19 protein-coding genes are annotated in these 19,886 nt (G+C 48.9%); 16 read left to right on the forward strand and 3 right to left on the reverse strand.

Annotated features, from left to right (window positions below; translation table 11 throughout):
* The first annotated feature begins 83 nt into the window (after window positions 1-83).
* Together hemW and NO352_RS03960 are read left to right on the forward strand one after the other, a co-directional pair.
* On the forward strand, window positions 84-1,286 hold the full coding sequence (gene hemW, locus NO352_RS03955; protein ID WP_005547871.1) for a radical SAM family heme chaperone HemW: 1,203 nt from the start codon (window positions 84-86) through the stop codon (window positions 1,284-1,286).
* Between the two features lie 304 nt (window positions 1,287-1,590).
* Window positions 1,591-2,052 (forward strand): N-acetyltransferase, encoded by a 462-nt coding sequence (locus tag NO352_RS03960; protein WP_163975904.1) that lies wholly within the window; start codon window positions 1,591-1,593, stop codon window positions 2,050-2,052.
* A 343-nt stretch (window positions 2,053-2,395) separates the two neighbouring features.
* On the opposite strand, the gene NO352_RS03965 is transcribed toward NO352_RS03960, so the two are convergent.
* Window positions 2,396-2,719, reverse strand: a complete 324-nt coding sequence (locus tag NO352_RS03965; protein ID WP_241734607.1) for a hypothetical protein — start codon at window positions 2,717-2,719, stop codon at window positions 2,396-2,398.
* A gap of 635 nt (window positions 2,720-3,354) precedes the next feature.
* On the opposite strand from NO352_RS03965, the gene hrcA reads away from it, so the two are divergent.
* The 13 genes from hrcA (at window position 3,355) to deoC (ending at window position 16,113) form a co-directional block, all read left to right on the forward strand.
* Window positions 3,355-4,383 carry a heat-inducible transcriptional repressor HrcA gene (hrcA, locus tag NO352_RS03970; protein WP_262866999.1) on the forward strand — a complete coding sequence of 343 codons (1,029 nt, stop codon included), beginning with the start codon at window positions 3,355-3,357 and terminating at the stop codon, window positions 4,381-4,383.
* Between the two features lie 26 nt (window positions 4,384-4,409).
* Window positions 4,410-6,005, forward strand: a complete 1,596-nt coding sequence (locus tag NO352_RS03975) for a TCP-1/cpn60 chaperonin family protein (protein WP_005547888.1) — start codon at window positions 4,410-4,412, stop codon at window positions 6,003-6,005.
* A gap of 49 nt (window positions 6,006-6,054) precedes the next feature.
* Window positions 6,055-6,696, forward strand: a complete 642-nt coding sequence (grpE, locus tag NO352_RS03980; protein WP_412071076.1) for a nucleotide exchange factor GrpE — start codon at window positions 6,055-6,057, stop codon at window positions 6,694-6,696.
* Between the two features lie 87 nt (window positions 6,697-6,783).
* Complete coding sequence (dnaK, locus tag NO352_RS03985) at window positions 6,784-8,622, forward strand: molecular chaperone DnaK (RefSeq protein ID WP_163975897.1); 1,839 nt, start codon at window positions 6,784-6,786, stop codon at window positions 8,620-8,622.
* A gap of 109 nt (window positions 8,623-8,731) precedes the next feature.
* The gene (gene dnaJ / locus NO352_RS03990; RefSeq protein WP_040736000.1) at window positions 8,732-9,862 is read left to right on the forward strand and encodes a molecular chaperone DnaJ; all 1,131 of its coding nucleotides are present in this window, start codon (window positions 8,732-8,734) and stop codon (window positions 9,860-9,862) included.
* Window positions 9,863-10,274: 412 nt separating this feature from the next.
* Window positions 10,275-10,472, forward strand: a complete 198-nt coding sequence (locus tag NO352_RS03995; RefSeq protein ID WP_005547892.1) for a YfhD family protein — start codon at window positions 10,275-10,277, stop codon at window positions 10,470-10,472.
* On the forward strand, window positions 10,469-10,672 hold the full coding sequence (locus NO352_RS04000; RefSeq protein ID WP_289354952.1) for a hypothetical protein: 204 nt from the start codon (window positions 10,469-10,471) through the stop codon (window positions 10,670-10,672). Before NO352_RS03995 ends, NO352_RS04000 begins: the two co-directional genes overlap by 4 nt.
* 154 nt (window positions 10,673-10,826) lie before the next feature.
* Window positions 10,827-11,807 (forward strand): 50S ribosomal protein L11 methyltransferase, encoded by a 981-nt coding sequence (gene prmA, locus NO352_RS04005; RefSeq protein WP_005547894.1) that lies wholly within the window; start codon window positions 10,827-10,829, stop codon window positions 11,805-11,807.
* 17 nt (window positions 11,808-11,824) lie between these two features.
* Complete coding sequence (locus NO352_RS04010) at window positions 11,825-12,508, forward strand: site-2 protease family protein (protein ID WP_005547896.1); 684 nt, start codon at window positions 11,825-11,827, stop codon at window positions 12,506-12,508.
* Between the two features lie 108 nt (window positions 12,509-12,616).
* Entirely contained in the window at window positions 12,617-13,396 is a 780-nt protein-coding gene (locus NO352_RS04015; RefSeq protein WP_005547898.1) for a 16S rRNA (uracil(1498)-N(3))-methyltransferase, read from the forward strand.
* Between the two features lie 3 nt (window positions 13,397-13,399).
* A complete protein-coding gene (gene mtaB, locus NO352_RS04020; protein ID WP_005547900.1) occupies window positions 13,400-14,740 on the forward strand; it encodes a tRNA (N(6)-L-threonylcarbamoyladenosine(37)-C(2))-methylthiotransferase MtaB in 1,341 nt (446 codons plus the stop codon).
* 194 nt (window positions 14,741-14,934) lie between these two features.
* Window positions 14,935-15,366, forward strand: coding sequence for an NUDIX hydrolase (locus NO352_RS04025; RefSeq protein ID WP_289354953.1), 432 nt, complete (start codon window positions 14,935-14,937; stop codon window positions 15,364-15,366).
* Between the two features lie 33 nt (window positions 15,367-15,399).
* Window positions 15,400-16,113: a deoxyribose-phosphate aldolase gene (gene deoC / locus NO352_RS04030; RefSeq protein WP_289354954.1), complete on the forward strand. Its 714-nt coding sequence runs from the start codon at window positions 15,400-15,402 to the stop codon at window positions 16,111-16,113.
* On the opposite strand, the gene NO352_RS04035 is transcribed toward deoC, so the two are convergent.
* A complete protein-coding gene (locus NO352_RS04035) occupies window positions 16,046-17,011 on the reverse strand; it encodes a Na/Pi cotransporter family protein (RefSeq protein ID WP_289354955.1) in 966 nt (321 codons plus the stop codon). The genes deoC and NO352_RS04035 overlap by 68 nt on opposite strands.
* Window positions 17,012-17,113: 102 nt before the next feature.
* On the opposite strand from NO352_RS04035, the gene NO352_RS04040 reads away from it, so the two are divergent.
* The gene (locus NO352_RS04040; protein WP_289354956.1) at window positions 17,114-18,496 is read left to right on the forward strand and encodes a class I SAM-dependent rRNA methyltransferase; all 1,383 of its coding nucleotides are present in this window, start codon (window positions 17,114-17,116) and stop codon (window positions 18,494-18,496) included.
* A 152-nt stretch (window positions 18,497-18,648) separates the two neighbouring features.
* Here the strand turns inward: NO352_RS04040 and NO352_RS04045 are convergent, their stop codons facing one another.
* Window positions 18,649-19,623 carry a DUF1835 domain-containing protein gene (locus NO352_RS04045; protein WP_262867000.1) on the reverse strand — a complete coding sequence of 325 codons (975 nt, stop codon included), beginning with the start codon at window positions 19,621-19,623 and terminating at the stop codon, window positions 18,649-18,651.
* Window positions 19,624-19,886: the final 263 nt, after the last annotated feature.

Below are 19,886 nucleotides of genomic sequence, written 5' to 3' on the forward strand. Positions count from 1 at the left end.
GGGGCGAAACGCCTCCTCTTTTTTAGAAAGATCATCATTATAGATAGGCTGGTGTCATTCAGCCATGAAAGGAGGGTCTCGCCATGCCGGCGAATCAACCTTCACCAGAGCAAGCAATAATACCGGCACGTGCTCCACGCGCGGTATATATTCATATTCCATTTTGTACGAACAAATGCCATTACTGTGACTTTAACTCCTATGTACTGAAAGGACAGCCTGTTATGGATTATTTGCGGGCGATGGAGCAGGAGATGGCGCATACAGTAGAGCAGCATCCTCCAGGTGTTATTGACACGATATTTGTAGGCGGCGGTACCCCGACGGTCTTGACACCCGATCAAATGTCTTACTTTTTGGAATCGGTTCGCAAGGCGTTTCCGAACTGGAGCCAGGCCATTGAGTTCAGCATGGAATCGAACCCAGGAACGACTGACTTAGACAAGCTGCGGGCAATGCGTGATGGAGGCGTGAACCGGATCAGCTTCGGCGTTCAGTCGTTCAACAATGACCTTCTCCACGGTATAGGCCGCATTCATAATACGGATGATGTGTACCGCAGTATTGAGAATGCACATAAGGCAGGCTTCAGCAATATGTCGATCGATTTGATGTTTGGCTTGCCAAACCAGACGGTTGAAATGCTTGATCATAGTGTAACGAAGGCATTGGAATTAAATCTGCCCCATTTGTCTATATATAGTCTGAAGGTAGAAGAAAACACTCTCTTCCATGCTATGTACCACCGCAATGAGCTTCCGCTTCCGAGTGAAGAGGATGAACTGGATATGTATATGCTCATTATGGAGCGGATGAAGGCAGCAGGCTATGAGCAATATGAGATCAGTAACTTTGCGAAGCCTGGATTTGAAAGTCGTCATAACACGGTATATTGGCGCAATGAGGATTACTATGGTATTGGAGCAGGGGCACATGGATATGTCAATCGATGTCGCCATCTGAACATTAAAGGCGTGAACCCGTATGTAGAGGCCTGCAGGCAGGGCTTGCCAAGACTCGATACGTTCACAATTGATGAGAACGAAGCAATGGAAGACTTCATGATGGTTGGCCTTCGGTTGCTCGAGGGAGTAAGCAGCGCTCGCTTTGCATCACAGTTCAATGGTGCTTTGTTGGATAAGGTGTTTTCGGATCCAATCCGCCGCTTGCTGATGCAGGGCTTGATAGAGGCTACGGATGACGGTTATCGGTTGACAGAGCAAGGACTGTTGTTCGGAAATAACGTATTTGGTGATTTTGTAGGAACGCTGACAGCTAAAGAATAATAGATGGAATGGTGTGCATTACGATAAGGGGCTGGCCGCAAACGTTTAAAGGTATCCTGTCAATTGCATGTGTGCTGTGAGATAAGACAATAGTAGAAAAAACGAGCTTGAGAACATGGATATGTTTCTCTTGCTCGTTTTTTTATTTTCGTAAAAAGGTTCAACAACAGTCAAATATAAGGAAGAAGCAGGTAAAAATAGTCTTGATAATTTATGCGGTTGCATGTATATTAATACATACATATTTTTGAGTCGATCAGAAATGTACATCCGTATATAGAGATTGGGTTGGGGGGACTATACCGTGGTAGCAACGATTCGGAAGGCAGATGAGAACGATATTGAGTCATTGGCAGAGCTTATTCAATTCTATGCACAGCAGGGAATTATGCTTCCTCGTTCCAGAGAGGTGCTGGCGAAGCAGATTCAGCACTTTATCGTTGCCGAATGGGAAGGAGAGCTCATTGGCTGCGGTTCGCTCTGCCAGCTTGGAGCTGATTTGGTCGAAATCCGTTCATTAGGCATATCGCCTGATTATAAAGGAAAAGGCATTGGCACACGCTTAGTAGACGAACTGCTTACCGAAGCAAGGGAACGAGCCATTCCGAAGGTTATGGCCTTAACGTATGAGTCGAAATTTTTTCAGAAAAATGGCTTTGAAATTGTAGAAAAAGAGATTTTCCCAGAGAAGGTATGGACGGATTGCATTCATTGCAACAAGCGCCAATGCTGTGATGAGATCGCAGTGATGAGGGTGTTGGATTGATATTGTGAGGTCGAGAGGGAATTGCAGGTCAGACCCCCGGGGAAAAGGGGGAACTTTGGATATTCGATAGCAGAGATGCTGAAAAAATTAAGCCGACATGAAATACAATGGCTGGATAGCCATGCATTCCCGTGAAGCGACAAGAGTATTTGCTGTTATAAAAAAAAGGATGCCTCGAGAAAGGCATCCTCAGGCTATCGAGACTTTATCGACATCCTGAAACCTTTACGTTTTTATATAAGTTCTACGTAGAGATGGAAATCTCGGTGATAAATGTAACGTTCCCGGAAGTTAATTACTGCAAAGGTTGATAAGACAAACAAACTTGTGTCAAAAGCGATATTTATGTTGGTGTATTATCACTCTGACAATAATCGTAGGTAGGTTTCCAACGACCATTTTTACATGTAAATCTTATATCACCAATACAAGTTGTAGACCCTTCTTGTTCACATGGGCCCATATCATCGGGAAAATTTTGTTCGAGGCTTTGTGACAGATTATCCTCCTGACAAAAGCGACCTGTAGATTGCCAACGACCACCTCTACAAACGTACCGAATATCACCTCTACAAACACTAGCCCCTGGTTCTTGACACGGGCTCCCTGCAAAGGAGGAAATTTGTTCAGAGTTCTCTGTATTTGTATATTTTGTTTGATTGTTCATATTTTATCACCTCCTTATAATCATTATCTTCTCAATTTGTTTGTGTATTTATTATGGAAATAAATGAACTCCCTTTAGGACACATGGATTTTTCTAATGGATTACAGTACTATTTTGATCGATGTGGGGCGAACCCAATACTGAGCCAAATAAGAGATCGTCGTGGGTTGATTGGAATTAGGGCCACATCGGATGACTTCACATACCCTATTCGTTAAACGTGATGAAAGATAAAATGCTATCCGTCCTTTTATTACTTTATTTCTCTGCCCCAAACTACTGTCATTGGAACTTTTAATACACCTAAAATTGTAATGACGATCAAATAAATACCCTGAAAAATTCTCTTGATCAGAGAATACAGAACCTCCTAAAAAATTTAGTTGATTTTAAAATATTCGACAGACAGAATCTCCTGAAAAAAGTCCTTCAGATATAGTGGTCTGACATCAAACCTGATTTATACGATCAGGAATAATACTGAATACTGCCTGCATATAAAATAGGCACGCCCAAAGTACCGAACTGACTTGACAATGGTCTCGTCCGTTTGGTATTTTTGTATTAACGGTTAGCACTCGACGCTGATGAGTGCTAACGACTACAGCCAGAACATTCACGAGGAGGGAATGCGCATGTTGACGGAACGCCAACGTATGATTTTGAACGCCATCATAGATGATTATATCCGTTTTGCGGAGCCTGTAGGTTCCCGCAGCATTTCCAAGCGCGGCGATGTCGGATTTAGTCCGGCAACTATTCGCAATGAAATGGCCGACTTGGAAGAGCTTGGGTTCTTGGAGCAGCCGCATACGTCTGCAGGGCGCATTCCTTCTCAAAAGGGATATCGCTACTACGTCGACAACTTAGTCCAGTTGGAAAGGTTGTCGGGTGAAGAAGTCAGCCGATTGAAATCTGCGTTCGCGGAAAAAATAACGGCAATGGAAGAAATCGTGCAGCATACGGCTTCGATATTATCGCAGATGACAAACTATACGTCGATTGCGCTTGGCCCGGAAGTATTTGAAGCTTCCTTCCGCCATTTTCAGCTGCTTCCGCTGAATGAGGATACAGCAGTCGCAATTGTTGTAACCAATACAGGACATGTAGAGAATAAGACAGTGCCAATTCCGCCGGGAATATCGGTGTCGGAGCTGGAACAGGTTGTCAACTTGCTGAACGCGAAACTAGTCGGCGTTCCTTTATATAAGCTTCGTTCTCAATTGTATACCGAAGTGGGAAATGAGATGGGCAGATATGTTTCTCATGTGCAAGAGCTAATGACGCTTGTTGAAAGTGTGCTCGTTGGTGAAGACAATCACCGCGAGGTGTTCTTGAGCGGTACAACGAATATGCTGGCACAGCCTGAATTCAAGGATGTCGACAAAATTAAGACGATCTGGGAGCTTTTAGAGGAAACGCCAACGCTCATTAAAGTCGTCGGCAGCGCGCCAACCGGGATTCAAGTCCGAATTGGGCAAGAGAACCCGCATGAGGCGATTGCCAACTGCAGCTTAGTTACAGCGACTTATACCATTGACGGACAGACACTTGGAACGATAGGCGTATTAGGTCCGACGCGCATGGAGTATGCGAAGGTTATTAACTTGATGAACCATTTGTCGAATCAATTCGCGCTGCTTTCGCAGCGCTCGAATAAATAAGGTAGCAGGGAAAAGGGGGCGTCGTCATGACTCAAGCAAGCGGACATGTGCAAGAGACCGATGAGCGTTATGCGACGCTTCTCAATAATGCAGGGGCTGTTCGCGCCTTGTGCGCAGCAGTAGAAGGAACGCTTGGGCCTAAGGGGCTCGACGTCATGCTCGTTGGAGGCGACGGAGAGGTTATTATCACGAATGATGGGGTTACGATCTTAGAAAAGATGGACGTGTCCCACCCGGCGGCCAAGCTGCTCATTCAGGTGGCTCGAGCACAACAACATGAAGTAGGCGACGGTACGACCACGGCTACTGTGCTCGCTGGTGCGCTCGTGCAAGAAGGGGTAGCTCAGGTGACACGGGGTGTTCCAGCCGCAAAGGTTGTTACTGGGCTGATGCACGGCATTTCTGCTGCTTGCGAAGAACTCCGTCATCGGGCGGTACCGCTTGAAGGATGGAATGATGAGCGGCTTTACCGAGCCGTACATATTGCAGGACGAGAGCAGGACGATATTGTGAAGCTCGTACTGGAAGCCGGACAGGCGGTAGGCTGGGAACAGCTAAAGCAGCCGAATTATCGGTATGCAGACAGCATTGTCGCACATGAGAAGGCTGTCAATGAGTGGTTCCATGGCGTGATGCTCAAGCAGAAGCCACTGCAGCGGGATTGGTTGCCGGAGCGCTTGAACTGCCGCGTTCTCGTATTGCAGGACAGTCTGGAGCCGGTGTCGCTCGACGAACAGCTTCTCACGACAGAAGCGGGTTTTCAGCAGTATATGGCAGAACAGGCTCGTTTCATGCAAATGCTTGAGCAACTGCATGAGCTTGGTGTAGGCTTCATCGTGCTGGAGCGTGGAATTCATCCGGATGCGGAACAATATTGTTTGGATCACGATATGATGGTCGTGCAGCGAGTGAGCCGTGAGGATATCATGCGGGTCTGCCGTCTGAGCGGCGCCAAGCCGCTGAAGCGTACCGCGCTAGCGAAGCAGCGGGACGTGCTTGAGCCATTGCTCGGGCGCACCGCTTGCGTTCGCTACGATGAGCGCCTGGAGCGCGTACGGCTGTATGCCCCGGCAGCGCCGGGCCACACAGCCCGGAACGCCGAAGCCGGCTCCGTCCCGGATCCGGCTTCGGCGCCGCAGCGCCCGCAGGTGACGCTCATCGTTGGCGCAAGCACGCGCGAGGTGGTGGGCGAGCGAGCGCGCATCGCCCAAGATGCAGCCTCCGCGCTGCAGGCCGCCATTCAGGGCGGCGTGCTTCCAGGCGGAGGCACCACAGAGGTAGCGCTAGCCTATCGGCTGGAGCGCTACCGCGAGAGTGTGCGCGGCATGGAGGCATTCGGCATCGCTGCCGTTGCTCAGGCGCTGCGCAAGCCGATGGCGCAGATCGTACTCAATGCCGGCTTCAACCCGCTTGAGAAGCTGGAGGAAGCGCGTGCAGCACAAATTGCTTCGAACAATGATGCAATTGGCATTGACTGCGATTCAGGAGCGCTGCTCGATTATGCACAAGCTGGCATTTATGATCCAGCGGCAGTCAAGCTTCATGCGCTGCGTGCAGCAGGAGAAGTAGCTGCTGCAGTGCTTCGCATACATACCGTGATTAAGATGAGAGCACAAACCTGATTCGTGACCTCATCACTTGATGATAGGTAACAATGTAAAGTTACTATAAATGAAGGCTTTGAACTATAAAGGGGAGGTGAAGGGGTTGAACCCAGAACAAGAAGAAAGCATCACTACTGAAACGATGAATGAAGAGGCGGCACAAGCTGCCCATGATCATACTGAAGACACTTCAGCTTCTGAGAACGCGGCAGCGGAATCGGGCGAAGGGAATACTTCTTCAAGCGAAGGTGCAGTGGAGGATGCTGAACTTGCCAAAGCAAAAGCAGAGGCTGAGGAATATCAGCAGCGCTATCTGCGCGCACAGGCGGATTTCGATAATTTCCGCCGCCGCACGTTGAAGGAGAAGGAAGATTTCGCAAAGTACGCATCCGCAAAGCTCGTTACCGAGCTGCTGCCGGTGCTTGATAACTTCGAGCGCGCGCTTGCAACTGAACAAGCGTCTAGCGAGGCTGAATCATTCATTAAAGGTGTAGACATGATTTTCCGCCAATTAGGCCAAGTGCTGGAGCAGGAAGGTGTGAAGCCGATGGAAGCTGTCGGTCAGCCTTTCAATCCAGAATTCCATCAAGCGGTAATGACAGTCGACACAGATGAATTTGAAGAAGGCGTCGTTGTCGAAGAATTGCAAAAGGGCTACATGCTGAAGGACAAAGTACTGCGTCCGGCAATGGTCAAAGTTAGTGGATAAACGTGAACGTACAAGCTGGGTAAACACCGCATTTGTATGGACACATCAATTTAGAGATTGCATGTTAAGTTAGAGGAGGAAATACTCATGAGTAAAGTAATTGGTATTGACTTAGGTACAACAAACTCTTGCGTTGCAGTAATGGAAGGCGGCGAAGCTGTCGTTATCCCAAATCCGGAAGGCGCGCGCACAACCCCTTCCGTAGTAGGTTTCAAAAAAGACGGAGAGCGTGTTGTTGGTGAAACGGCGAAGCGCCAAGCGATCACGAACCCTGACCGCACCGTCATCTCCATTAAGCGTCATATGGGTACAAACCATAAAACATCTATTGACGGCAAAGACTTCACGCCGCAAGAACTCTCCGCAATCATTTTGCAAAAATTGAAATCCGATGCGGAAGCTTACTTGGGCCAAACGGTTACACAAGCGGTAATTACGGTTCCTGCTTACTTCAACGATTCCCAACGTCAAGCAACAAAGGACGCTGGTAAAATCGCAGGTCTTGAAGTGCTTCGTATCGTCAACGAGCCAACAGCAGCAGCACTTGCTTACGGCGCTGACAAAGAAAACGATCAAACAATTCTCGTATACGACTTGGGCGGCGGTACATTTGACGTATCGATCCTTGAACTCGGCGATGGCTTCTTCGAAGTTAAAGCAACAAGCGGTGACAACCAATTGGGCGGCGATGACTTCGACCAAGTGATCATTGACTACTTGGCTGCAGAATTTAAGAAAGAGCATGGCATTGACTTGGCTAAGGACAAAGCAGCTGTACAGCGTTTGAAAGATGCTGCAGAAAAAGCGAAAAAAGAATTGTCCGGTGTGCTGACGACAACAATCAGCTTGCCGTTCATCACGGTTGTTGATGGCGTGCCTCAACACTTGGAAGTAAACTTGACTCGTGCGAAGTTCGAAGAATTGTCTGCGAACTTGGTAGAGCGTACACTTGGACCAACTCGCCAAGCGATGCAAGATGCTGGCATGACTCCTGCTGACATTGACAAGATTGTTCTTGTCGGCGGTTCTACTCGTATTCCAGCTGTACAGGAAGCAATCAAGAAATTGACTGGTAAAGAGCCTCATAAAGGCGTTAACCCAGACGAAGTTGTAGCACTTGGTGCAGCAGTTCAAGCGGGCGTATTGACTGGCGATGTGAAGGACGTTGTCTTGCTCGACGTAACGCCACTGTCCCTCGGTATCGAAACGGCGGGCGGCGTATTCACGAAAATGATCGAGCGTAACACAACGATTCCTACAAGCAAATCGCAAGTGTTCTCGACATATGCAGACAACCAAACGAGCGTAGAAATTCACGTTCTTCAAGGTGAGCGCTCCATGGCTGCTGACAACAAAACACTCGGCCGCTTCATGTTGGCGGACATCCCACCGGCTCCACGCGGTGTACCGCAAATCGAAGTTAGCTTCGATATCGATGCGAATGGTATCGTAAAAGTATCTGCACAAGATAAAGGTACTGGTAAGACGCAAAACATCACAATCACTTCCTCCAGCGGCTTGAACGATGAGGAAATCGACCGCATGATGAAGGAAGCAGAAATGCATGCGGAAGAAGACAACAAGCGTAAAGAAATGGTCGAAGTGAAGAACAGCGCTGACCAATTGGTATACACAACTGAAAAAACATTGAAAGACTTGGGAGACAAGGTTGACCAAGCTGAAGTAGATAAAGCGAACGAAGCAAAAGAGAAAGTGAAAAAAGCAATCGAAAGCAACAACGTTGACGAGATCAAAGCAGCAACAGAAGAGTTGACGCAAATCGTACAGCAGTTGTCTGTAAAGCTGTATGAGCAAGCTGCTCAAGCTCAGCAAGCGGCACAAGGCCAAGAGCCAGAGCAAGGCGCAGCGAAGAAAGACAACGTCGTTGATGCTGATTATGAAGTCGTAGACGAAGACAAGAAATAAGCTTTTCGATGGTGAGGTCAAAGCCGGGAGACTCGGCTTTGACTTTCCTTTTGCAGCAAATTCGTATAGTCTTCTATAGAGGTATGCTACGAAAGCGTATGGGGGTGGAATAGTGGCGAAACGAGATTATTATGAAGTGCTTGGCGTTGCCAAAGGTGCTGGCGACGACGAGATTAAGAAGGCGTATCGCAAACTCGCACGCCAATATCACCCGGATGTCAACAAGGCCGCGGACGCAGAAGACAAGTTCAAGGAAGTCAAAGAAGCGTACGATGTGCTGAGCGACAATCAAAAACGGGCGATGTACGACCAATATGGTCATGTCGATCCGAACCAGGGTATGGGCGGCGGTTTCTCCGGTGGGGGCGACTTCGGCGGATTCGGCGATATCTTCGATATGTTCTTCGGCGGCGGTGGCCGCAGCAAGGATCCGAACGCACCGCAGCGCGGCGGCGATTTACAGTACACGATGACAATCGAATTCAAGGAAGCTGTATTTGGCAAAGAGATGGACATTACCATTCCGCGTACCGAGCAATGCGACACGTGCTATGGCTCTGGAGCTAAGCCCGGGACGAAGCCAGATGCGTGTACGACTTGCCACGGTACTGGACAGCAGGAAGTCGTACAGAATACGCCGTTTGGCCGCATGGTCAACCGTCGTGCTTGTTCGACATGTCAAGGGCGCGGCAAAATTATTCGTGAAAAGTGCGGGACTTGCCACGGCGCAGGTACTGTAAAGAAGCAGCGCAAAATTCATGTTCGCATTCCGGCAGGTGTCGATGATGGCGCACAGCTGCGCATGAGCGGCGAAGGGGAAAGTGGACTTCGCGGCGGTCCGAACGGAGATTTGTATATCGTAATCCGTGTGAAGCGCCACGAATTCTTCGAGCGTGACGGAGATGATATCTATTGCGAGATTCCGCTCACGTTCGCGCAAGCAGCGCTTGGCGACGAGATCGAAATCCCGACGCTGACGGAAAAGGTGAAGCTGAAAATACCAGCAGGTACACAAACAGGAACGTTCTTCCGCTTGCGCAACAAAGGGGTTCCTCGTCTGCGTGGTTCCGGTCAAGGCGATCAACACGTGAAGGTTGTCATCGTGACACCGACAAAGCTGTCTGATGAGCAGAAAGAGTTGCTGCGTCAATTCGCGGAGAAGAGCGGCGAGCATCCGAACTACGGCGGAAATGAAGAATCGTTCTTTGATCGTATGAAGCGTGCATTCCGCGGAGATTAATCATACTTTCATGCTGGCAATGGCCGAATTGTCTATACCTTTTATCATATTGTATACGTTCATCATTTCGGTCGGGGCATAAAGAAGGGCCACAACCACGCATTAAAATTACCAGTGCGTATGTTGTGGTTCTTTTTTGTTGTCCCTTGAAAGTAGAAAATCCTATCAAGATAACCTTTCGAGTATATACTCAATGAATCCAACGCATTCTGCAGTATTACAGCAGTTCCGGGAACTTGTTAGATAGAGGTTTGCGGTATTGGCAAAGTAGCTATAGGGGATTTAAACCTCGTTCTGAGGAGCTATGATTGGGTTTAGGAGTGCGGAAGATTGCCAATGTGCATAATCCGATGGAAACTGACTCAAGTTATGGAGGAAGCGTATCGATTATGAACACGAAGGAGGCGCACCGATGAACAATTTCCGTAATACTTCGAACCGTTCGGCAAGCTCATACAGCGATAAAGCAGATGCGGTTGTGAATCAGCAAGCAGGTCTAGCGGATGGCAAGTTTGAGGATGTGGAATTTTCATATGAAGAGGCGGATCGCGATGATTTGAAGGCGTTGGAGCGCGCGAAGCAGGCTGATGAGCGTGCAGAGCAGTCGTGACACGAATTATTGCTACCTTTGAACATGCCGCCGCCGCAGATATGTGCGAACGCAAGCTGGAGGCGTTGCGGGGACAAGACATTCAGATAACCGCTGGAACCAATGGGTATTTCATTAGCGCAGATGTAGAGGATGACGTGCTGGATCGGGCATATGCGCTTATCCGCGACCATCTTGGAAATGCGAAGAACGAACGTTAAGCAGTTGAATAATGCGTTGATCGAACCAACGCAAAGAGGCAAAACTCCACGACAATTGCGTTCTATTAGGAACGCTCGTTGTATGGAGTTTTGTTTTTGTGTACAATAAATAGAATGTGTAGCTATTTTAAGATGTATAGGAGGATGTACGATCGTGCATTGGCATGAATTAACGATACATACGACCGAAGAAGCAATTGAGATGATATCGAACTTTTTGCATGAAGCTGGCGCTGGAGGCGTGACGATTGAAGAATCGGGGACCCTTAACAAGGAGCGCGATACAAAGTATGGGGAATGGTATGAGCTGCCGCTGAACGATATCCCAGAAGGACAAGCTGTCGTACAAGGGTATTTTGCAGACGGCACTGATTTGAAGGAAGTTGAATCAATCATTCGTGAGCGGATTGAAGAGCTGAGAAGCTATGAGATAGATCCGGGTGAGGCACTAATTACTTGGCGTACGGTTCATGAAGATGAATGGGCAAATGCATGGAAGCAATATTTCAAACCAGCTCGCGTAACAGATCGGCTGACAATCAAGCCAACATGGGAGTCCTATACGGCGCAAGAGGGTGAGCAGATTATTGAGCTGGATCCGGGCATGGCGTTCGGAACGGGGACGCATCCGACGACTTCGCTATGCTTGCGCACCTTGGAGAGTGTCGTTCAAGGCGGAGAGGAAGTCATTGACGTTGGGACAGGCTCTGGTATATTGGCAATCGGTGCTTGTAAGCTTGGCGCCAAGCATGTGCTTGCAATTGATTTGGATCCGGTGGCAGTATCCAGTGCGATGGAGAACGCCAGCCTGAACGGGTTATCTGACGCCATTACCGTACGAGAGGGCGATCTGCTAAGCATTATCAAAACGAGCGGTACTGCAGAAGAGCAGGCGCTTGGCGTACGGCTTCCTGTCCAGATTGTAGTCGCTAATATTTTGGCGGAAATTATTCTGCTGTTCGTAACGGATGTATATGAAGCATTGCAGCCTGGCGGTGTTTACATTGCGTCAGGGATTTACAAAAATAAAGAAGACGTCGTAGAGCAGGACTTGCTGGCGAAAGGCTTCATCATTGAAGCGAAGCATCGTGAAGAGGACTGGATTGCGTTTGTGGCGCGCAAGCCGTTTGAATAAAGGAGAGGGGACGTTTTATGGATTTTCTAAATAGCCTGCTGGTGGTCAAGCTGGAGCTGCTGCCCTTTCTAGTGTTGTCGCTGCTGCTTTCATTCACCGTTCACGAATTTGCTCATGCTTACTCCGCATGGAAGTTCGGTGATCCGACAGCGAAGATGCTCGGCCGTGTCAGCTTGAATCCCACGAAGCATATTGATTTTCTTGGTATGCTGCTGTTCGTTATTGCTGGCTTCGGTTGGGCAAGACCTGTTCCAGTCAATCGGGACAATTTCAAGAATCCGCGCACAATGGGGATTGTCGTATCGGCAGTCGGGCCGCTGAGCAACCTATTACTAGCATTTGTTGGCACATTGGTGCTGCATTTAGGATTTAAACTAGGATTCGTCGATGTGGAGTCCGGCAACCGGATTCACTTGGCATTATTTTATTTCTTGTCTTTCTTGATTTCGAACAATATCCTGCTGTTCTTGTTCAACTTAATTCCGCTGCCGCCGCTGGACGGCTATCGAATTGTAGAAGATTTGGCACCGTCTCATGTTCGTGCCCGGCTGCAGCAAATTGAGCAATGGTCGATCTTTATCTTCTTGCTTATCGTGTTCATCCCGGTATTGCGAGATAAGACATTAGGGCCTTTGTTCAGTCTGATTCAGCCGATCATGAGGGAAATGTCCAGAGCAGCCATGTTCATCGTAGGCAGTTAAAAATGGCTATGTAAGATACGGCTGAGTCCTTACAATGACTAGAGTGAAAATGTTGACAATACTGGCGGATGCCGCTCAAAACGTGTATGATGAGGAATGTTGATTACGATGCAGAAATATTTTGTGCCCTCCGAGCAGTTCGGAGATGAAAGCATACAAATTACGGGCAATGATGCCCACCATATTATGAACGTAATGCGCCTCAAGCCTGGAGCTGAGATATTGGTCAGCGATGGAGAGAAGCGTGAAGCGGTCGTCGTGATTGAACAATGCAGCGCGGACGGGGTAGAAGCTCGAATTGTTGAAATGAGAGACTTTGACCGAGAGCCGTCTGTCCAAGTGACAATTGCGCAGAGTTTGCCTAAAGGCGATAAAATGGAGCTTATCATTCAGAAATGCACGGAGATTGGTGCCGTGCATTTCATGCCGTTCGTGTCTGAACGGACGGTTGTACAATATGACAGCAAGAAGGAAGCAAAGCGCTTGGAGCGTTGGGGCAAAATTGCGAAGGAGGCTGCTGAGCAGTCTCATCGGAATGTAGTGCCCACGATTGAAGCATCTATGAATTGGAAGGCTTTGATGTCCCAGTTTGCTTCTTATGACCTTGTGCTCATTTGTTATGAGGATGAGCGGGGTACGATGCTGCGCGACGTATTAGAAGCGTTCGCGCCTACAGAGGGCGACATGCAGAATCGTACAGTGAAGCAAGCACGCATTATGGTTGTCATTGGGCCAGAAGGCGGGTTTACTTCGCAGGAAATTCATTCCGCAGTGGAAGCTGGAGCACGATGTGTCAGCCTAGGCCGCCGCATTCTGCGGGCAGAAACGGCAGGAATGGCTGCATGTGCCTGCATCATGTATCAATTTGGAGAAATGGGGGGAATGTGAACGATGCCATCAGTAGCATTTTACACATTAGGCTGCAAAGTCAATTTTTACGATACTGAAGCGATTTGGCAATTGTTCAAAAATGAAGGCTATGAGCAGGTAGACTTCGAGCAGACGGCAGACGTGTACCTGATTAATACGTGTACCGTAACGAATACAGGCGACAAGAAGAGCCGCCAAATTATTCGCCGTGCTGTGCGTCGCAATCCAGACGCAATTATTGCGGTAACAGGATGCTATGCGCAAACATCGCCTGCTGAGATTCTTGATATTCCAGGCGTCGATCTCGTTATTGGAACGCAGGATCGCGAAAAGTTGATGGATTACATCCGTGAGCTGCAAGAGCAGCGCCAGCCGATCAATGCGGTGCGGAATATTATGAAAACTCGGGCGTTCGAGGAATTGGACGTGCCAGATTTCGCAGAGCGGACGCGCGCGTTCTTGAAAATCCAAGAAGGCTGCAACAACTTCTGCACATTCTGCATCATTCCTTGGTCGCGCGGTCTGTCCCGCAGCCGTGAAGCGGAGAGTGTGTTGAATCAGGCTCGCCAGCTCGTAGCGGCAGGCTACAAGGAGATCGTCTTGACAGGAATTCATACCGGCGGCTACGGCGACGATATGGAGAATTATGATTTGACTGACTTGCTGTGGGATTTGGACAAGGTAGAGGGGCTTGAACGCATTCGCATCAGCTCCATTGAGGCAAGCCAAATTGATGATCGCATGATCGAGGTATTGAACAAGTCTTCGAAAATGTGCCGTCACCTGCATATTCCGCTTCAAGCGGGCAATGACGAAGTGTTGAAGCGCATGCGCCGCAAATATACAACACAGGAATTCGCGGAGAAGCTTGCACGCATACGCGAGGCAATGCCGAATGTGGCAATTACGACAGACGTTATTGTTGGCTTCCCAGGCGAAACGGATGAGCATTTCCGTCAAAGCTATGAATTTATGAAGCAAGTGGGCTTCTCTGAAATGCACGTATTCCCGTATTCGAAGCGCACAGGTACTCCGGCTGCGCGCATGGAGGATCAAGTGGATGAAGAGGTGAAGCATGCTCGCGTTCATGAGCTGATTGATCTGTCTGAACAAATGCAGCTGGAATACGCGAAGCAGTTCGTTGGACAAGTCGTCGATGTCATTCCGGAACGGAATACGAAAGGCGACCAAGGTGCTGGCATGCTGATGGGTTACTCGGACAATTACCTTCAAGTGATCTTTGAAGGAGATGAATCCTTAATTGGCCAAGTCTGCCGCGTAAAAATTACAGAAGCGGGCGTGAATGAGAATCAAGGCGTCCTTACACGCGTCATCGGTCAGGAGCCGAATGTTGCTTCCTAATTGTACAGTTCAGCAGCATGAAGGACAGCCAGAAATAGATGAACGGCAATAAACTACAGACACAAATAACCGAAACTACTGAATAAGGAATCGAGGAGGATTCTCCGTTTGGCGCTTGGCTGAATGGATGAAATCCTCTTTCTTTTCGGTTAGGATATATACATACGAGTTATGAATTTGATGGAGGTGCGCATATGAAGGAAGTATCAGCAGGAGGAGTTGTATACCGCAGAAGAGGAGAAGAGCTGGAAATTCAGCTCATCCAAGATCGCTATGGCAAAATATCGCTAGCCAAAGGCAAGATGGAAGCAGGGGAGACGATTGAACAGACTGCTTTGCGGGAAATATGGGAAGAGACTGGGATTCATGGACGTATCGATAAAAAACTCGATACCATTTATTATCAATATGTACAACCACAAGCGGGTACAATTGATAAAGAGGTGCATTATTTCCTCGTTGAGGCAGAGGAAGGCAAGCACCATGCGCAAATTGAGGAAATTCGCAGCGTAGAGTGGTATCGTCCACAGGAAGCATGGGAGAAGCAGCGGGAGCTCGGATATGATAACAACGATCACATCCTGCAAAAAGCTTTTGAAGAATTGTCCGTATCCGTAAATCTTTAATCCTCTGCACATTGCCGGAAGGAGAGAGTATGCATGACGGATCAACTTCAATTGGCACAATATATCGATCACACCTTGCTTAAGCCGGAGGCTGCATTGCGCGATATCGAGAAACTGTGCTCGGAGGCGAGTCGATACCACTTTTACAGTGTATGCGTCAACGGGTTTTGGGTATCAGCCTGTCGTCAACTGCTGAATGGAACAGGTGTGCATGTGGCTGCGGTATGTGGGTTCCCATTGGGGGCCACTGCCAGTCAAGCCAAGGCATTTGAAGCAGCCCGTGCCGTGGAGGACGGGGCTGCTGAGATCGATATGGTGCTGCAAATTGGAAGCCTTCTACGTGGAGATGTGAAGGCTGTGGAGCAGGATATTGCTCAGGTCGTTCGAATGGTAGAAGGACGCGCGATCGTCAAGGTCATATTGGAAACGGGCATTCTTAATACGGAGCAAAAAATTGCGGCTTGCAAAGCTTCAGAAGCGGCGGGTGCTCATTTTGTCAAGACGTCAACTGGATTTGGCAAGGGCGGGGCAACCCTCGAAGATATTCGTCTTTTGCGGGCACATGTATCCTCTCGATTGGGTGTCAAGGCATCTGGCGGTATTCGGGACACTGCCTCAGCCCTCGCAATGATTAAAGCTGGTGCAACGCGCATCGGAACAAGCTCCGGCATTGCAATTATTAACGGATTCGGCTCCATACCGGCAAGTAGCACAAAGGCAGGGCCAGCAGGGAGCTCGCAATATTAAATATCGATTGGGCATGTGCAATCTGGCCGGCTGCATCTGAGGAGAAAGCTGCGCTCAGCTGCCCAATTTGGTTGATAAAGGGATAGAATAAGATGGCACCACCGATATTTAATGTGACGTGGGACCAGGCGACGAACTGGCCGCTTTTCGTTCCGCCGAGAGAGGCGATGACAGCGGTGAAGCAGGTGCCGACATTAGAGCCGATTGCTATCGCGATGCCTACTTCAACAGGCAATGCTCCGGTTGCTGACAATCCCATCGCCATGGCAATGATTGCTGCACTACTGTGCACGAGCGCTGTAATGACGATGCCCGCAGCCAGAGCCCAGAGCAGACTGTCGCTTGAACGTTCTAGGAACCATGTGAATAAGCCGCGCTGCTGGAGCGGCTCGCTAATTTTCTTCATCCACTCTATGCCCAGCATGATAAAGGCGAAGCCGGCTGTGGCAAGAGATCCGTACTGGAGCGGCCGCATCCAAGAGGAAAAGTGTTGCAGAAGCCTAGGCTGATATTCATCGACCAATGCTCCCATCAGCCATCCAGCTATGGACAGATAGAGGAGCGGCGCTGCAAATTGACTTATATTGAGACCAATCAGTTCAGTCGTCAAACAGGTGCCAATGTTTGTTCCTAATATGATGCCGAGCGTGCGGGAGAAGTTTATAATACCTGCATTGACCAAGCCAATCGTTATGACTGTGATGGCTGTGCTGCTTTGCAGCACGGCTGTCATGCCTGTGCTGAACAGCATACCGTGAAGCGGGGTTCGGGTCGAGCTGTGCAGAAATCGATGCAAATAAGGGCCTGCCCAAGCATGAAGGGCAAGCTCCATCGTTTTCATTCCAAACAGAAACAGTGCCAACCCGCCAAGGAGCGGGAACCAAATTTCTTTGAACATGAAGGGCTCCTTTGTCATTGATCATTCATCGCAATACGTTATCCATTCTATGCTTGCGAGTGGACAGCCATGACAAGCTATGAGCCGAGAGGAGAACTGTAATTGAATAGGCCTTTTGTAAAATTAATCCGTTCGCGGAAAAAGAGAATTGAACGCTCTCATCCATGGGTGTATCAATCGGAAATAGAGGTGGTAGAAGGTAACCCGCAGCCGGGAACGCTTGTGGATGTCCAGAACGCCCAAGGGAAGTATATCGCAACAGGATATTATAATCCTGCATCGCAAATTACGGTTCGGATCGTGTCCTATGAACCGATTGAAGCGATGGATGAAGTCTTCTTCAAGGAACGGATTGAACGCTGTGTCGCTCATCGCCAGCGCTTCTTGCCTGGAGCTGCGGCATATCGTCTTGTGTATGGAGAAGCCGACTTCCTGCCGGGACTCATCGTCGATCGCTTTGGTGATGTACTCGTCGTGCAAATCGTGACACTCGGTATGGATGTGCATCGGGAGGCTTTGGTTGCAGCTTTGGTAGATGTCATGCAGCCGCGCGGCATCTACGAGCGCAGTGATGTGCCAATTCGCGAGCGGGAAGGACTTGAACTGAAGACAGGTATTCTGTACGGAGATTGCCCGCGTCATGTTCAAGTGGAGGAGAACGGGCTTCTCATCGAAGTGGATATTGTAGAAGGACAGAAGACTGGCTACTTCTTCGATCAGCGTGAGAACCGCGCTTCCATTGCCCCGCTCATGACAGGCTGGGGAGCCCGCAGCGGCATCCGATTGGGTGAAGTAGAAGCAGAGGATGGAACTGTGCAGACGCTGCCGCTTAATGCAAAGGGCAAGCCGGTTACCTTCCCTTGGTGGGATGGAGCGACTGTGCTGGAATGTTTCTCTCATACGGGAAGCTTCACATTGAATGCTTGTAAATATGGGGCCAAGAAGGTCACTTGTCTCGATATTTCCGAGCATGCGATCGAGAGTGCGAAGCGCAATGTTGAATTGAATGGTTTTACAGAGCGTGTAGAGTTTGTCGTTGCGGATGCCTTCGCCTACTTGCGCGAGCAGGTTCACGGCTTGGAGGAGCGTGCACAGCGGGCGAGTGGAGAAGCCGGTGCGAAGAAGGTAGATACTTCGAAGCCGATGACTGCTGGCGGCGGACGTACGTGGGATGTTGTCGTACTGGATCCTCCCGCCTTCGCAAAAACGCGAGGCGCTGTTGAGGGGGCGTATCGCGGATACAAGGATATTAATCTGCACGGTATGAAGCTCGTTAATGATGGCGGCTATTTGGTAACGGCAAGCTGCTCTTATCATATGCGGCCAGACATGTTCATGCAATCGATATTGGATGCGGCACAGGATGCGGGCAAGGTGCTTCGTCTTGTGGAATGGCGCCCTGCGGGCAAGGATCACCCGCAAATTGCGGGTGTTGATGAAGGACATTATTTGAAGTTCGCTATTTTCGAGGTTCGCACGAAGTAGTATTTTATGCGGCTCATCCGCTGCAATTGAAGGGATTTACGTGAAAAGCGCTATGCGCTGTAGACCAGATCGGATTGGTCTACAATGCACGGCGCTTCTTTTGCATACGTACATGTTCAAAATCGTATCCGTTTAAAGATTTCATCTTGCTGCTATTTTATTCCGACTGCAGTGCGAGTTATAAATGCACCGCCCAGCCAGCGTCCATATCCACCGGCTTGCGCCCAGTTGAGTGTGCCGTTCAGCACCTGTTGGCCATTGTCGGTTACGAACAGCTGCCCGTCATTCGCAGCAGAGGACTGGAAAGGTTCAGGCAATGGGGACGAGCTTGGAGACAGCTCAAGCAGAGGAGCATCGCCACTTGTCAATCTGCGCAGGTAGCCCCAGAATTGCAAATCCCCTAGTCCGTATTCCGGCAGCTGCTTGCGAACAATGTCGTAGCATTGTTGAAAGGAAGCAGTTCCATCCTTAACGGCATGCAGTGTGATTCGCTCGACAATTCCCATTCCATCCTGTACGGATGGATAACGGGAAAGATGGAACTGAAGCGCTTCCCTAATAGCGCAGAATGGGGCAGATACGGAACTGGCATCGTTAACCCATTGCGCAATTTTAAGCGGATTTGGACTCGTATATGCGATCCATGCTGATCGCATCCATTCGATACGCTCTGCGGTCAGTAAAATGGCAGTGTCGCGATAAGGAGCCAATTGTTCTCCTGTCAACGCGCCAAATCCGAGATAGCGATCATGCTCAGCGATCGATGCAATATCGACCCAGTAAAGTTTGGCGTTCGCATTTTCCTGTGTTAGGCGATCCACTAAGCGGAGTAGCATTGTAATGTCAAACAAATCGTGTTCGAACCATAATGCAATCTCATTAGCGGGTAAAATATCAGATTTCCACGAACGTTCCTGTTCATTTCCTCTCTGCAAAAAAACAGTTGAAGGCAGTCCGCACATGCGCTCCAGTTGCAAAGCCCGATACGCTAAATACTGCTCTAGCCTTGCATATACAGGGCCTTCGGTCAGCAGTTCAGAATATACCCATACCTTCTCTTTCCATCGCTGTTCAGCAATGCTGCTTAGTTGTCTGGCAGTGCACTCCCCGTTGACAATATGAATCATGACAATCAGCCTCCTTGTTCGAATTAGAGGGTATGTTGAACATGAGCCTCGTCTTCGATCCCGCCTTCCTCGTGAAATGATGTCTATCACAGGAAGCGATTGGCGAATATCGGCATCTTTTCCAAACATGTGTTCTATCGACAGATTGGATTATGGTATAATGAAACCTAATGCTAGAATCGGCTGTATTCGAAAATATATACCATTTATTGGTTTGATTATAGTTTATCACATCGTGGCAAGCAGATGCCATGAATCGTAAT

Origin of the sequence: Paenibacillus sp. S-12 (genome assembly GCF_030363895.1) — a bacterium.
GTDB classification, from domain to species: domain Bacteria; phylum Bacillota; class Bacilli; order Paenibacillales; family Paenibacillaceae; genus Paenibacillus_B; species Paenibacillus_B alvei.